Annotated in this window: 12 protein-coding genes; 7 read left to right on the plus strand and 5 right to left on the minus strand. The window is 55.2% G+C overall.

The window, feature by feature from the left end; all coding sequences use genetic code 11:
* The first annotated feature begins 24 nt into the window (after positions 1–24).
* From fdhD to glp, 5 genes are read left to right on the plus strand one after another with little or no spacing between them, the layout of a single operon-like run.
* A complete protein-coding gene (gene fdhD, locus D9A02_RS07955; RefSeq protein WP_120502437.1) occupies positions 25–906 on the plus strand; it encodes a formate dehydrogenase accessory sulfurtransferase FdhD in 882 nt (293 codons plus the stop codon).
* Positions 903–1,448 (plus strand): hypothetical protein, encoded by a 546-nt coding sequence (locus tag D9A02_RS07960; RefSeq protein WP_120500479.1) that lies wholly within the window; start codon positions 903–905, stop codon positions 1,446–1,448. Before fdhD ends, D9A02_RS07960 begins: the two co-directional genes overlap by 4 nt.
* A complete protein-coding gene (gene mobA, locus D9A02_RS07965; protein WP_120500480.1) occupies positions 1,445–2,101 on the plus strand; it encodes a molybdenum cofactor guanylyltransferase MobA in 657 nt (218 codons plus the stop codon). Before D9A02_RS07960 ends, mobA begins: the two co-directional genes overlap by 4 nt.
* Positions 2,098–2,589 carry a molybdopterin-guanine dinucleotide biosynthesis protein B gene (gene mobB / locus D9A02_RS07970; protein WP_120500481.1) on the plus strand — a complete coding sequence of 164 codons (492 nt, stop codon included), beginning with the start codon at positions 2,098–2,100 and terminating at the stop codon, positions 2,587–2,589. Before mobA ends, mobB begins: the two co-directional genes overlap by 4 nt.
* Positions 2,586–3,842, plus strand: a complete 1,257-nt coding sequence (gene glp, locus D9A02_RS07975; protein WP_120500482.1) for a gephyrin-like molybdotransferase Glp — start codon at positions 2,586–2,588, stop codon at positions 3,840–3,842. The genes mobB and glp overlap by 4 nt, the downstream gene beginning before the upstream one ends.
* 287 nt (positions 3,843–4,129) lie before the next feature.
* Here glp and D9A02_RS07980 read toward each other — a convergent pair whose 3' ends face one another.
* Complete coding sequence (locus tag D9A02_RS07980) at positions 4,130–5,011, minus strand: LysR family transcriptional regulator (protein WP_120500483.1); 882 nt, start codon at positions 5,009–5,011, stop codon at positions 4,130–4,132.
* Positions 5,012–5,105: 94 nt separating this feature from the next.
* Here D9A02_RS07980 and D9A02_RS07985 point away from each other — a divergent pair, with 94 nt between their 5' ends.
* Positions 5,106–6,425 (plus strand): serine hydroxymethyltransferase, encoded by a 1,320-nt coding sequence (locus D9A02_RS07985; protein ID WP_120500484.1) that lies wholly within the window; start codon positions 5,106–5,108, stop codon positions 6,423–6,425.
* Here the strand turns inward: D9A02_RS07985 and glpD are convergent.
* A complete protein-coding gene (gene glpD / locus D9A02_RS07990; RefSeq protein WP_120500485.1) occupies positions 6,397–8,013 on the minus strand; it encodes a glycerol-3-phosphate dehydrogenase in 1,617 nt (538 codons plus the stop codon). The two genes, D9A02_RS07985 and glpD, sit on opposite strands and share 29 nt — an antisense overlap.
* A 285-nt stretch (positions 8,014–8,298) precedes the next feature.
* Between glpD and D9A02_RS07995 the strand changes: the two genes are divergently transcribed.
* Entirely contained in the window at positions 8,299–11,250 is a 2,952-nt protein-coding gene (locus tag D9A02_RS07995) for an NAD(P)-dependent oxidoreductase (protein WP_120502438.1), read from the plus strand.
* Positions 11,251–11,536: 286 nt separating this feature from the next.
* On the opposite strand, the gene D9A02_RS08000 is transcribed toward D9A02_RS07995, so the two are convergent.
* The 3 genes from D9A02_RS08000 to nth form a co-directional block, all read right to left on the minus strand.
* Entirely contained in the window at positions 11,537–11,980 is a 444-nt protein-coding gene (locus D9A02_RS08000; protein WP_162933005.1) for a hypothetical protein, read from the minus strand.
* 92 nt (positions 11,981–12,072) lie between these two features.
* On the minus strand, positions 12,073–13,059 hold the full coding sequence (locus D9A02_RS08005; protein ID WP_120500487.1) for an adenosine kinase: 987 nt from the start codon (positions 13,057–13,059) through the stop codon (positions 12,073–12,075).
* The gene (nth, locus tag D9A02_RS08010; RefSeq protein WP_120500488.1) at positions 13,056–13,700 is read right to left on the minus strand and encodes an endonuclease III; all 645 of its coding nucleotides are present in this window, start codon (positions 13,698–13,700) and stop codon (positions 13,056–13,058) included. The genes D9A02_RS08005 and nth overlap by 4 nt, the downstream gene beginning before the upstream one ends.
* Between the last annotated feature and the right edge of the window lie 50 nt (positions 13,701–13,750).

Below are 13,750 nucleotides of genomic sequence, written 5' to 3' on the forward strand. Positions count from 1 at the left end.
AACGCTTTATTGCAGGAGGATCAATTGGCTGTTTCTGAGGATCAAAGCGATTATCTGATCGCCCCCAACCCAAATGCGGGTGGCCTGACCCGTGCGGTCGAGGGCGTTGATCACGATGGCCAGATCACCCGGATCGCGGTGGTCGAAGAGCGCCCTTTGACGATTTTCCTCAACGGTCAGGAAATCGTGACGGCCATGACCATAGGCGATTATCCTGAATATCTTGCGCTGGGTTTCCTGCGCAATCAGGGCATGTTGCGCGACGGGGAAACCGTCACCAAGATCGACTATGACGATGATCTTGAAATCGTAGTGGTCCGGACCGATAGCCAGACGACTTATGAAGAGAAGCTCAAGAAAAAGACCCGTACCTCGGGCTGCGCGGTTGGCACTGTCTTTGGCGACATGATGGAGGGTTTGGAGGATGTTGCTTTGCCAAACCTGCAAGTGAAAACCTCTGACCTCTACGCGCTGGCTGCCAAGATCAACCGCACCCCGTCGCTCTATCTTGAGGCCGGGGCTATCCACGGCTCAGTGCTGTGTCAGGGAAATCGTCCACTGGTCTATATGGAGGATGTGGGTCGCCATAACGCCGTCGACAAAATTGCGGGCTGGATGTTCGCCGAACAGGTCAGTGCCGCCGACAAGGTGATGTACACCACCGGGCGACTGACCTCGGAAATGGTGATCAAAACCGCACTGATGGGCATCCCGGTTCTGGCCTCGCGCTCGGGCTTTACCGCCTGGGGCGTGGAAATCGCACGCCAGGTTGGCCTGACCTTGATTGGCCGCATGCGCGGTAAACGCTTTGTCTGCCTCAGCGGTGAGGAACGCCTCCTGCGCGACGCCGACCCGTCACAGGTGGCGGATGAGGACAAGCGCTCCGGGCGGAAGGGTGCTGAATGACAGAGAGTATTTCGATAACCTATGACATCACGAAAGAATGGCGACGGGAGCAGAGGAAACTTGCGAAGAATCAACATAAATTCTTCTTTCTGATCATTGCTTACTTCGCCATGTTCACTGGTGTATTTGCCTGCGTGATTTTTGCGATCATCACATTTGGTGGTGCGATTATTATTCGTAATCCAGATATGTTCTCCGGCTATGGGCCTACCGTTTCACTGTTTTTGGGAGCCGCCATAAGCTGTTTGTGGTTGCGCAATTTCGTCAACAGAACAGAGCCGAATGAAGACAGAATATATCCCCTAGGTTCAGAAGTGTCTTATGAATTTGATTCCAAAGGTTTTGAAATGAGTTGCGCTGGGCGGAGGTGGTATACTGAATGGCACGTGGTAGATAAAATTGATGCCATCAAAAAAACTCTCATTCTTGAAACTGCTTTTGCCACCATGCCCTCACAGCTATTTGCGTTGCCGCTTCCAGAAACACAGGCTGTTAATCAACTGAAAAGCTGGCATCAGGCGGCCAGTGGAGATAGCCAATGACTCAGCCTCTCGGCATCATCCTCGCAGGGGGGCAGGCCACGCGCATGGGCGGCGGGGACAAGGGGCTGTTGCCCCTTGGAGACAGCACCATTCTGGATCATGTGATTGATAGGTTAGAACCGCAGGTGGCGGGTCTGGCGTTGAACGCTAATGGGGATGCCACGCGGTTTACGCACCTCAAGCTTCCCGTTCTACCCGACAGTATCGTGGGCTACGCCGGACCTCTGGTCGGTGTCCTTGCCGGGCTTGATTGGGCAGCAGAGCAGGGGGTGGACACCATTGTCACCGTCGCCGCCGACACGCCGTTCTTTCCCTGCGATCTGGTGCCGCAGCTCTTGCTGGCCTCCGAAGGCATGGACCACCGCCTCGCCTTGGCCGCCACGCCTCGCGCTGAGGGCGAAAAGACCAAATCGATGAGCCGTTCTGGCCTGATCCGTCACCCGACCTTTGGCATCTGGCCTGTGGCTTTGCGGGACGACCTGCGCGCCGCTTTGAATGATGGCTTGCGCAAGGTGGTGATCTGGACCGATAAACACCATGGACGCGAGACCGTGTTCAATGATGCGGGTGATCCGTTTTTCAACGTCAATACGCCCGAAGACCTAAAACAAGCACAGGCCAAGTTCACGGGCGATGCTGGGGATATGAGATGAGAATTTATGGCGTCGCGGGCTGGAAGAACGCTGGAAAAACTGGGCTGATGGAACGGTTGGTGAGCGAGATCACCGCGCGGGGCTTCACCGTCTCTACCGTCAAGCACGCGCACCATACCTTTGATGTCGATCATCCTGGCAAAGACAGTCACCGTCACCGCGTCGCCGGCGCGACCGAGGTGTTGTTGGCCTCCAGAAACCGCTTCGCTCTGATGCACGAGCTGCGGAATGAAGATGAACCCACGCTTGAAGAGTTACTATCTAAACTCGCGCCAGTCGATCTGATCTTGGTCGAAGGCTACAAACGCGACCAGCACCCCAAGGTCGAGGCGCATCGTGCTGAGACTGGTAACTCCCTTATTGCTCCGGATGATCCAACCATACGCGCCGTCGCCAGTGATGTGCCGCTGGATATTGATCGTCCTGTATTCGATTTGAATGATACTGTGTCGATTGCTGATTTCATCCTGCGCGAGGTGGGCTTGTGACCACGCTCAAACCGCCGCCATTACGCAATGACTGCTTCGCCTTGCCTGCCGGGGTGGACTGGACCCCGGTTGATGAGGCGCTGGCCCTGCTGCAAGAACGCTTGACCCCGGTGGTTGGAGCAGAGCGAGTGGACCTTGATCAGGCCTTGGGTCGTATTCTAGCGGCCCCCGTAGTCGCCAATCGGGCCAACCCACCACACCCAAACACGGCCGTAGATGGATACGGCTTTGCCTTTGCAAGTCTAGGTGAAGGAGACCAGGTTCTGCCCTTGGTCGATGGTCGCGCAGCAGCTGGTTTGCGCTTTGATGGAAATGTACCCGCTGGCTATGCGATCCGTATTTTGACGGGCGCGGCTTTGCCAGATGGCGTTGATACGGTGGTTTTGCAGGAAGATGTCACATTGGGCGGGGGTGAGGTTGCCTTTCGCGGGGGCATCAAACTTGGAGCCAATACTCGCAAGGCGGGCGAGGACGTACAGGCGGGGGATGTCATTTTAGACATGGGGCGCAGGCTTACCCCGGCAGATCTGGCCTTGCTCGCATCTGCGGGCGTGTCACAGGTTGATACCTACAAGCGGCTCAAGGTGGCGATCGTTTCTACCGGAGATGAACTGGTGGAGGCGGGGACAGAGGCGGCACCGGGACAGATCTATGATGCCAACCGCCCGATGCTACATGGATTGCTGCATCAGTTTGGTTATGTCGGCATTGATCTGGGGCGAATTGCCGATGACCGCGCTGACCTGCGGACGGCATTTGATCGCGCCGCTGCCGAGGCCGATGTGATCCTGACTTCTGGCGGGGCTTCGGCCGGAGATGAGGATCACGTCTCAGCGCTACTTAACGAGGCTGGCGCAATGGCCGAATGGCGGATTGCGCTGAAACCCGGACGCCCGCTGGCATTGGGTCTTTGGCAAGGTACACCGGTCTTCGGCTTGCCCGGAAATCCGGTGGCGGCATTGGTATGCACGCTGATTTTTGCACGTCCGGCAATGAGCCTATTGTCAGGTCATGGCTGGAAGACACCACGAGGCTTTGACCTTCCTGCTGGCTTTACTAAAAACAAGAAGCCCGGTCGCCGTGAATACCTGCGTGCCCGCCTTCGCGAAGGCCGAGTGGAGGTGTTCAAATCCGAAGGTTCTGGCCGGGTCAGCGGGTTAAGCTGGGCCGAAGGATTGGTCGAACTGCCGGATGGTCCGGTTGAGATTCGTGAAAACGATCTGGTCAGATATATCCCTTTTGAGTGCTTTTAAACGGTACTTTGGCCTCAAATTCGCCCTTAGAGGAGTCTTTGAAGGTGTTTTCCACCCGTAAGCCGGGAAAAGGTCAGGGAAACCTGACTTGAGGGAAAGCAGCATAATCCACATACTCATAACTGTACTACTTTACGAGTGTTCGCTGGGTGGCATTTTTTAAAGAGTCCGATGGTCTCATTGCTGTCATTTGTAGGCGTGGGTTCTAGCCTGTTCGCGGGCTGGAACCTTCTTATTTTAAAGGACAAATTCAAATGAGTAGCACTATCCTAATTGTATCTTATGCTCTAATTTTCCAACAGGTGTTGAGCGCAATTTGACACCTCTTCAGCAACGTTCTGAGGTGGAGATATTTCCATGATCAGCGCTTGGCTGGTTGCAACGGCACCGCCTATAGGGCGCACAAGATTTCCCTTTTCCAGATCCCGATGCACAAGTGGTGCATGACCGATCAATATGCCTGCGCCAGCGCGTGCCTCTTCCAGCGCCAGACTATAGAGAGAATACTTTGACCCCATCTGTTCAGGGATAAACCCTTGGCCATGGTTCCGCGCCCAAAGATCCCAATCGCCAGACCAGCTTTCGTCATGGAGCAACATTTGCTGCGCCAGATCTGCTGGTCGGGTAATTTGCGCCGCCAGTTCGGGTGTGCACACAGGAAAAATCTGATCGTCTGTAAGGATATGTTCGTTTGTAGCCCCGGAGGGTGCGCGAATGAACAGGCTGATATCAATCATCTCGCGGTTCAGATTGGGAGGGGTTTCCATCGCCAAAACGGTAAGCCGAGTGCCGGGCATTGCTGCCCGCAGGGCAGGTAGGCGCGGCGAAAGCCAAAGCTGCGCGACACTGGGCAAGGCGGCGATTGTTACAGTTGGCTGTGCCATCGTGGACCGCAGGGCACGGGTGGCATCGCTCATCGCATCAAATGCATGGGTGAAATGTGGCTGCAGTTGTTGACCGGCTTCGGTTAACATCACCCCGTGCGCCTTGCGTTGAAACAAAGGTGTGCCGGTCCAGTCCTCCAGCGCTTTGATATGTTGTGAGATCGCACCGGGCGTGACGCAGAGTTCCTCGCTGGCTTGGGCAAACCCGCCCAATCGGGCCGCCGCCTCAAACGCGCGCAGGGCATTGAGGGGCGGGCCTTTGGGGCGGGGTGGGATAATAGACATTTTCTAGCCTTAGTTTTTCTAAACTCAGATCTAAGATAATCTGGTTTGCGCCACAGGTCGAGACACTTCAGTGTCGCTGCAAAGGAGATCCATCATGACATTATCCAAGCGAAACTGGGTGCCCGAGCATTGCGAGACGCGTGTACAAGACATTGCTAACGCGACTGCGGTCCTGACCGGTTCTGAGACATTGAACCGAATTGATGCGCTGGCCGTGCGCAACAAAGAGATCCACGAACGTGAGTGTTTCAACCTCAATCCAGCCACCAACGTGATGAACCCACGGGCTGAGGCTTTGCTGTCTTCAGGTATCGGATCACGTCCCTCGCTGGGCTACCCCGGCGACAAGTATGAAATGGGGCTAGAGGCGATCGAAGAAATCGAAGTGATGGCCGCAGAGCTTTGCGCTGAAGTGTTCGATGCCAAATATGCAGAGATCCGCGTGCCCTCAGGCGCGATTGCGAACCTCTATGCTTTTATGACGGTCTGTAAACCTGGTGATACGATTATCGCGCCACCCGCGGCCATTGGCGGGCATGTCACTCACCACGGGGCGGGTTGTGCCGGTCTTTATGGGCTGAATGCCATTCCGGCTCCGGTCAGTGCTGATGGCTATACAGTTGATGTCGATGCTCTACGGGATCTGGCGCAGCAGACCAAGCCCAAGCTGATCACCATCGGCGGTAGCCTGAACCTGTTTGAACATCCCGTGCGAGAGATTCGCGAGATCGCAGATAGCGTTGGTGCAAAGCTGCTGTTCGATGCGGCACATCAATGCGGGATCATCGCTGGTAAGGCATGGAAAAACCCGTTGGCTGAGGGCGCGCATCTGATGACGATGAGCACCTATAAAAGCCTTGGTGGACCAGCAGGCGGGTTGATCGTCACCAATGAAGCGGATCTGGCGCAGCGTTTGGATGAAATCGCCTTTCCTGGGATGACGGCAAACTTTGATGCGGCCAAATCAGCGGCGCTTGCTGTGTCGATGCTAGATTGGCGTGAACACGGCGAAGACTATGCGCAATCGATGATCCAACTGGCGCAGGCCTTGGCTCAGGCGTTGGCGGATCTGGGCGAGCCGGTATTTACTGCACCGCAGGGCTTCACACATTCGCATCAGTTCGCGCTTGAAGCGGCCGCTTATGGCGGTGGTCAGGCTGCTTCCAAAAAACTGCGCAAGGCGGGACTTCTGGCCTGTGGTATTGGCCTGCCAATTGCCGAGGTCGCGGGGGACATGAATGGCTTGCGGATTGGCACGCCGGAATTGACCCGTTGGGGTATGACAACTGCCCACGCGAAACAATTAGCCGGGCTCATTTCACAAGCGCTTCACTCTGATGCGCCCGAGGCGCTTTTGCCGGAAGTTTCAGCCTGGCGGCAGGAGTTTACGCAATTGCACTATGTTGTGAGCTGATAATATCAGCGATGGCAGTGGTGAGCGCATCAATCTCGGTCTTGTCCAAACACAGGCCGAGCCGGGTGCGCCGCCACAAAAAATCCTCGGCACTTTGCGTCCATTCATGCGAAATGGACCAACGCACCTCACGTTCCGTGATAGTGCCGCCAAAGTTTTGCCCAAGGTCAGAGATGTCAGTGGCATCGCCCAGAACCTCCCACGCCTCTGTTCCATAGTGGCGGATCAGGCGGTGCGCCCATACGTCATCCAAAAACCGATAATCTGCACGTAAATTGGCCCGCAACTTTGCAACATCACCAACCGGAAAATCACCCCCGGGCAGGGGTGCGATTTGCGTCCATTCCGCTCCAGCGTTGCTATCGGGTAGCGCGCCCTTGATGTGCTCAAGCGCGGCCTCGGCCAGCTTTCGATAGGTAGTGATCTTGCCACCAAAGACATTCAACAGCGGTGCACCGGCTTGATCTTCGACTTTCAAAACATATTCACGTGTTACTGCCGAGGCAGAACTTGCCCCATCATTGTAAAGTGGCCGCACCCCGGAATAGGTCCAGATGACATCATCGTCTGAGAGAGGTTGCTCAAAATACTTTGATGCAAAATCAATCAGGTATTGTTGTTCCTCGGCGCTGCATTCGGGCGACGTATCAGGATCAGGATGGTCACTGTCAGTTGTGCCGATCAAGGTGAAATCCTGCTCATAGGGGATGGCAAATATGATCCGGCCATCGCTGCCTTGAAAGAAATAGCACTTGTCATGCTCAAACAGCTTACGGGTAACGATATGGCTGCCCCGCACCAGCCGGATATTATCGTTGGATTTGCTGTGGGTGGTGTTTTGAATCACATCCATCACCCATGGCCCGCTAGCATTGACGACCATACGCGAGCGCACCACGCGCTCTTCGCCTGTAGCCTCGTCTAGCAATGTGACGACCCAGAGGTCACCTTCGACTACCGCCGATACAACCCGCGTCCGTGTCATGATCGCTGCGCCACGCGCTGCGGCATCGCGGGCATTCAGAACAACCAGCCGCGAATCCTGAATCCAGCAGTCGGAATATTCATAGGCCTGTTGGTATTTGTCCTGTAACGGCACGCCTTCAATGGTGCGGTGCAGATCAAGCGTCTTTGTGGCGGGTAGAATTTCGCGCCCCCCCAGATGGTCATACATGAACAATCCAAGCCGGATCATCCATGCGGGGCGACGTCCCTTCATCCACGGCATGAAGAATGACAATAGCTTTGCGGCTGGCGTGCTACTCTCAAACCTCATATCCTTGTGGTAGGGCAGAACAAACCGCATCGGCCAGCTGATGTGCGGCATGTTGCGCAACAGAACTTCGCGTTCTTTCAGCGCCTCGCGCACCAGACGAATTTCGAAATATTCAAGATAGCGCAGCCCGCCATGGAACAACTTGGTTGAGGCCGAAGATGTTGCCGAGGCCAGATCGTTCATTTCCGCCAACGCTACGCTATACCCGCGACCGGCTGCATCACGGGCGATGCCGCAACCATTGATGCCACCGCCAATGACAAAGAGGTCGTAGACGTGTTGCTCGGAGCTGTTCTCAAGGGGATTTGGCATTTCAATGATCCAGCATCTGCAGGTGTACAGCTTTGCTCTGTACCGATTCGCATCACTGATCGCACTCTGAACATGTTAACGCAACCATGAGGCATGCCAATTTGGTCATGACGGATGGTCACAAGGTCGCTTTTGGGCTCATTTTATACCCAGCACGACCGTGAAATCATGAAATGCGACGCATACAGTAACTTTATGTTCGCATTTCCAGAGGGTGCTGAATATAAGTTTGCGCTATCGCTAACGCGATTATTCCCGAAAGATTCAGCTGAAACGAGACTGCCTATGACTGACCTCGCCGCCCAAAGACTTGCCTCTCTCGAAGCAACGCGCAATGGCCCCCCAGCCCGTACTGCCAACCCGTTCTTCGGTGTTGGTCCGATCACCGATGTGGTCAAGGACGAAGCCGAAGGACGTCAAAACCGTTACGACTTTGATCGTTGGTTGGAAACCACCTACCGCAAGTTGGACGATACCGGCAAGGATCTGGGTCCTTTCACCACGGCAGAGATCGGTCGCTCGATGCACCGCGGTTACCCGGCAGACGCAATCTTGCTAGACATGATGCACCATATTCACCGTTATTTCGGTTTCCCGATGTCCAACCAGATGGCGGTTGGTCTGGGCGGTGGTCACAGTGGTTTTACCGTGGCGATCATGCACCTGATGAACCCCAATCTTGATGGACAAAAACTGTTCGTTGATACACCTGCACCAGAAACTGAAGCGGCCAAGGCCGGTGGTTTCTTCCGCCAGAGCTGGGGCACGCAGATCGTTGAGATGCAGCGCTTTGCACAAAATGGCCACGACGACAAAGTGGTCTTTGCCGGTGACGAAGGCTCAATCCCAAGCGCGGATGAGCTGGACGCAATGGGCATCACCTTGTTTGTGGGTGTTGGCCACGAAACGACAGGTGCCACCACCTACACCGAGGAAGAAGTCAAAGGCCTGCTCGAATGGCTGGACCGTGATCCAGAAAACCGCCACGCGATGATCGATGCGACATCAATGCTGGGTGCGATGCCATGGTCACAAGACGTTGTTGACGGGTTTCTGACCAAATGTAACATCTTCACCCCGTTCCAAAAGGCGATCGGTGGGATCTCTGGCTATTTCTTGGCGTCGTTCACGCCAGCGGCAATCCAGCTGATCGAAGACAACCAAAAAAACCCGGCATGGGCCATCGCGCGTCAGTTGAAGCTGGTTGTGCCAAAAGATGCCAAAAAACCATTGAGCGGTGAAAAAACCGTTGGCTTGGGCCCGTTCTATGATCCAGCCGCAAACAAAATGATCGGTGGTGTGATCAACACGTTCTCTTCGCTTGCCTTTGCTGAAACTACATTTGGCTTGCTGCGGGTTGAGAAAAAGTTCGGCGCCTCCAGCGTGATGAACCAGCGTTCTGCTGATAACCGTCAACGCATCAATGACTGGCTGGCGGGTCAGGACCTGCTGCGTGCCGGTGTTGCAAATGCAGACAAACGGGGTGCTGCTGTGACCCTGCTGGCGGTCAATGACCCCGACATCACCGATGCAGATGTGCACGCTCGTATCATCGCACGCTCCAAGCAGTTGCTGGGCTACGAAGGCCTGACCCATCCAAATGGCTGGCACGAGGCTGGCCTTGATGCTGCGCGTTACGTCAACGCATTCCCTGGCACGCCCGGTGATTACCGCGCATGGATGGGTGGTATTCGTGAGCAAGACGATATCGTCGCGCTGCTTGAGAACATCAGCTACGCCTACCTCCGCGCCAAAATTGTTGTTCTGGAAGAGTTGCTGGCCGCAGATGGCACAACCTTTGATGCGCCAGAAGAATCCGGTGCAAATGTCCGCAAGGACGATCCAAACCGCGCTTACCGTATTCTGATCGCCGATCTGGTTGGCCTGAAGTTCGGTGCTGATGGCGAGCCTGACCCTTCCGAGGTTCAAGCCCATATTGAGGCCAATGGCGGTACCTTCACCGTTGGCGCATGGGACGGTTCCGACCTGCCAGCCGGTCAGCACTTCTTCTATCAGCCTGACCTCAGCACCAATGAAGAACTGACAGCCGCCTGCTGTGGCAACCAGTATGACGCGGTGATCGCAGCGGCGACCTTCTTCCCAGACGGCGCAACCTTCCCCGAAGGCGGCGTGCGTATCGGTGCCGGCACCGGTAATATGGCCTGCGCTTGCTGGGGCGGCGGTGACGGCGCGGGCGGTTCTGCCCCGCTGATGAACACCCCAAGCTTCAACAGCCGTGCGACTGCACAGATGGCAATGAAGGCCCTGCTGAAGGTTATGCCAAACCTCGACGTGGCTGACATGCACGACCGGGTTGTCAAAGGCGACTTTGATACCGGCAAGCACCTGCGTGACTATCCAACCGAAAAGTTGGAAGGCAAGCGCATGGCCGTGATCAGCTATGGCAACATCGGCCGCGAAGTGGCCAAACTGGCCAAAGCGTTCGGCATGAGCGTTTCGATCTTTGCCCGTGAAAACCACCGCAAGTGGATCGAATCCGAAGGTTACACCTTTGCCGCAACCCCAGAAGAAGCCGCCGCTGGTGCCGACGTTCTGTCGCCCCACACTGGTCTGGGTGCAAAGGGTGCCGACGGCACATTCGCCAACGCTGGTCTGGTTGGCGCATCGGTTCTGAACGCGCTCAATGATGGTGCAATCATCGTGAACTACGACCGTGGTGAAGTGATCGACGCTGACGCGCTGCACGCTGCCATGGACAGCGGCAAGGTCGCCTATGCAGCCATCGATGCGGACCTGTTCGTCAACGACGACGGTAGCCTGTTTGGCCCAATGGTGCCGTACCGCCCACTGATCGAAGCCTTCCCTGGCCGTCTGGAACTGCTGCCACACGCCGCAGCTGATACCGAGCACACCTCGCGTGTGGATGGTGCCAAGCAAGCGGTTGATCAGATCCTGTCGTGCATCCGCTATCGCCACGTCATCAACTGCAAGGGCGACGTGCCAGCCGGCTACACCAGCGGCGGCGCACAAACCGTGCCAGGTGTTGGCAAGGTATCCGGTTCGGTCATCGCCAATGCGGCAGCCGATACAGATGCCCTTGGCCGTCTGCGTGATGCGTCGGAAACACTGGCCGCGATCTGGGGCGCGATTGAATCCACCCGCGACCCAATCCGCCGCGCCGAGCTGATCGCCAGCCACGGCGAAGCCCTGACTTTGGCCGCCAACACCCTGCGCACCGATTGCGACGCGCTGGGTCTGAACGGTGGCTATGCATAAGGCCAGAGACTTAGGTTAAGAATTAAGAAACCCGGCAGTTCCGACTGCCGGGTTTTTTTGTTGGCTATTCAGTTTGCTGTGGGCACCGTTTGAAACGGGCAGCGCCCGACCGTGGGTGGGCGTCGAAAGGTCAGTAGAAAAGCACTTTATCTGTCAACCCACATCCAACGAATATTAAATCCGAGCCGTAGCAAAAGAGCCCGCCCATGGGGCGGTCGGGCTCTGCCCGGCGCGCTTCGCGCTTGATTCCGGGCATGTTCTTCAGAACATTTGGCCCGCAAAGGTCCTAGCATTCCGATTGAGGTGCATGGCGCTCCCATGCTGTTTGCTCTTCAGTGGATAGTAGCTTCCATACGTGTGCAGGAACCTGATTAGTCCGCTTGTTTCGTAGGTCGTACTTGCCTGAGGAGCTTAAGAACCACCAGAATACATGCAATGTGCCTTCGGTTTCGATGAATTCCATCCAACCGTCTACGATGGTTTCGCTAGATCTATCTAATACTTGAATGCCGGAAAAATTCTCTAGCTTTCCATCAAGATAAGATGTTCTACGGCCTTCTATGCAACTTTCAGACCAATCGAACTTAACGTCACCCCGTTGAAATTTTTGGCCGGATAAAACGTATTCGTTTAAATCGTCTACCAATTTGTTTTCAACGAACATCCGCAGATTTGGCCCCATGCAAGTTGAAAAGCCAAAATCTGTTTGCGTGATCTGATCTCTGTTCAAGCTGAATCTATCTGCATTGGAAAACTCTGGCGCTTTGAAATCCTATGACCGCGCCTTAAGAGAGGCACGGTCGAAAATTTATAGTGGCGGAGCTACTCTACCAACCCCTCATTCTTGAACAACGTCATCACATCCGCCTCGGGGCGGGCGCCGTAATGGCCGATGACCTCAGCTGCAGCAATACAGCCCATACGACCGGACACTTCAAGGCTTTGTCCGGTGGCCATGCCATAGATGAACCCGGTGGCAAATTGATCGCCTGCGCCAGTGGTGTCGGTGGGCACAACGGCACGGACAGGTACGGTGATGGTCTCGCCACCCTGGGCAACGACTACCTCTTGTCCTGAGCGCGTGCAGACAATCAGACCGCTTTCAGAGGCTGCTTGCTCCAGTGCGGTACCCAGATCTTCGGTTTGATAGAGCGATTTCCATTCATGCTCGTTCCCCAGCACAAAATCCAGATCTTTGACCAATGCGCGGAAATCATCGCGGTGACGGTCGACACAAAACGGATCAGACAGCGAAATCCCGGCCTTGCCACCACCGTCACGGCAAGCTTTTGCAGCCGCCTGAAACGCCGCTTTGCCCTTGGCTTTGTCAAACAGATAGCCTTCAAGGAACAGCAGCTTCGCCTGACCGGCGACCTCTTCTTGCACATCCTCTGGCCCCAGTTCGGTCGAGATTCCCAGATAGGTATTCATCGACCGCTCGCCATCTGGCGAGACAAAGATCATGCAACGCGATGTTGGCATATCACCTGTCACTGGTGGATTGACAAAATCAGTGCCTGCATCCGCCATTTCTTTGGAATAGAATTGACCAAGCTCATCGTCATTCACGCGACCAATGAAGCCGGTGCTCAAACCCAATGCGCCAAGACCCGCGATTGTGTTTGCGACTGATCCGCCGGCCATTTGTTTGCGGTTTTCCATTTGGCTGTACAGGAATTCACCACGCTCTTGATCGGTCAGTTGCATGATGCCCTTGTCGATCCCCATTCGGGACAAGAATGCGTCATCACTTTGGCTGATCACATCAACAACGGCATTTCCGATGCCGACAACTTGGTACTTGCTCATAGGTTCTTGTCCTCAAATTCACATAGGTCTCGGATCAGGCAGGTGCCGCATAGCGGTTTACGTGCCTTACAATGATATCGGCCGTGCAGGATCAGCCAGTGATGGGCGTGATGCTGAAAATCAGCCGGAATGTTGTCTTCAACTGCGCGCTCCACCGCGTTAACATCTTTACCGGGGCAAATGCCAGAGCGATTGCCAACGCGAAAGATGTGCGTGTCTACCGCTTGCGTGGGCATGCCCCACCACATGTTCAACACCACGTTGGCCGTTTTGCGACCCACACCCGGCAATGATTCTAGCGCTGCCCGAGAGTTGGGCACCTCACCACCATAGTCATCGACCAGAATACGCGACAGTTTGATCACGTTTTTGGCCTTATTGCGAAATAGGCCAATGGTTTTGATATGATCGATCAAAGCCTCTTCACCCAAATCCAGCATCTTTTGCGGCGTATCGGCAATTTTGAATAATTCGCGCGTAGCTTTGTTAACGCCAGCATCGGTGGCTTGCGCACTTAGTGCGACAGCGACCACCAAAGTATAGACGTTCACATGCTCCAGCTCACCTTTAGGTTCGGCCTCTTGCGCATGAAACCGGGTAAAGATTTCGCGAATGGTATGATAATCTAGCTGTCTGGCCATGGCTGTCCCTATGCCGTGAATTTACGCTATGCGCAATATTCGGGTCGCGT

Origin of the sequence: Roseovarius sp. EL26 (assembly GCF_900327775.1) — a bacterium.
Taxonomy (GTDB): Bacteria; Pseudomonadota; Alphaproteobacteria; order Rhodobacterales; family Rhodobacteraceae; genus Roseovarius.

Bases quoted from the DNA above. Each gene is read 5' to 3' on its own strand.
- D9A02_RS07960 (WP_120500479.1), top strand. From the start codon at position 903: ATGACAGAGAGTATTTCGATAACCTATGACATCACGAAAGAATGGCGA.
- mobA (WP_120500480.1), top strand. From the start codon at position 1,445: ATGACTCAGCCTCTCGGCATCATCCTCGCAGGGGGGCAGGCCACGCGC.
- mobB (WP_120500481.1), top strand. From the start codon at position 2,098: ATGAGAATTTATGGCGTCGCGGGCTGGAAGAACGCTGGAAAAACTGGG.
- D9A02_RS07980 (WP_120500483.1), bottom strand. From the start codon at position 5,011: ATGTCTATTATCCCACCCCGCCCCAAAGGCCCGCCCCTCAATGCCCTG.
- D9A02_RS07985 (WP_120500484.1), top strand. From the start codon at position 5,106: ATGACATTATCCAAGCGAAACTGGGTGCCCGAGCATTGCGAGACGCGT.
- glpD (WP_120500485.1), bottom strand. From the start codon at position 8,013: ATGCCAAATCCCCTTGAGAACAGCTCCGAGCAACACGTCTACGACCTC.
- D9A02_RS07995 (WP_120502438.1), top strand. From the start codon at position 8,299: ATGACTGACCTCGCCGCCCAAAGACTTGCCTCTCTCGAAGCAACGCGC.
- D9A02_RS08005 (WP_120500487.1), bottom strand. From the start codon at position 13,059: ATGAGCAAGTACCAAGTTGTCGGCATCGGAAATGCCGTTGTTGATGTG.
- nth (WP_120500488.1), bottom strand. From the start codon at position 13,700: ATGGCCAGACAGCTAGATTATCATACCATTCGCGAAATCTTTACCCGG.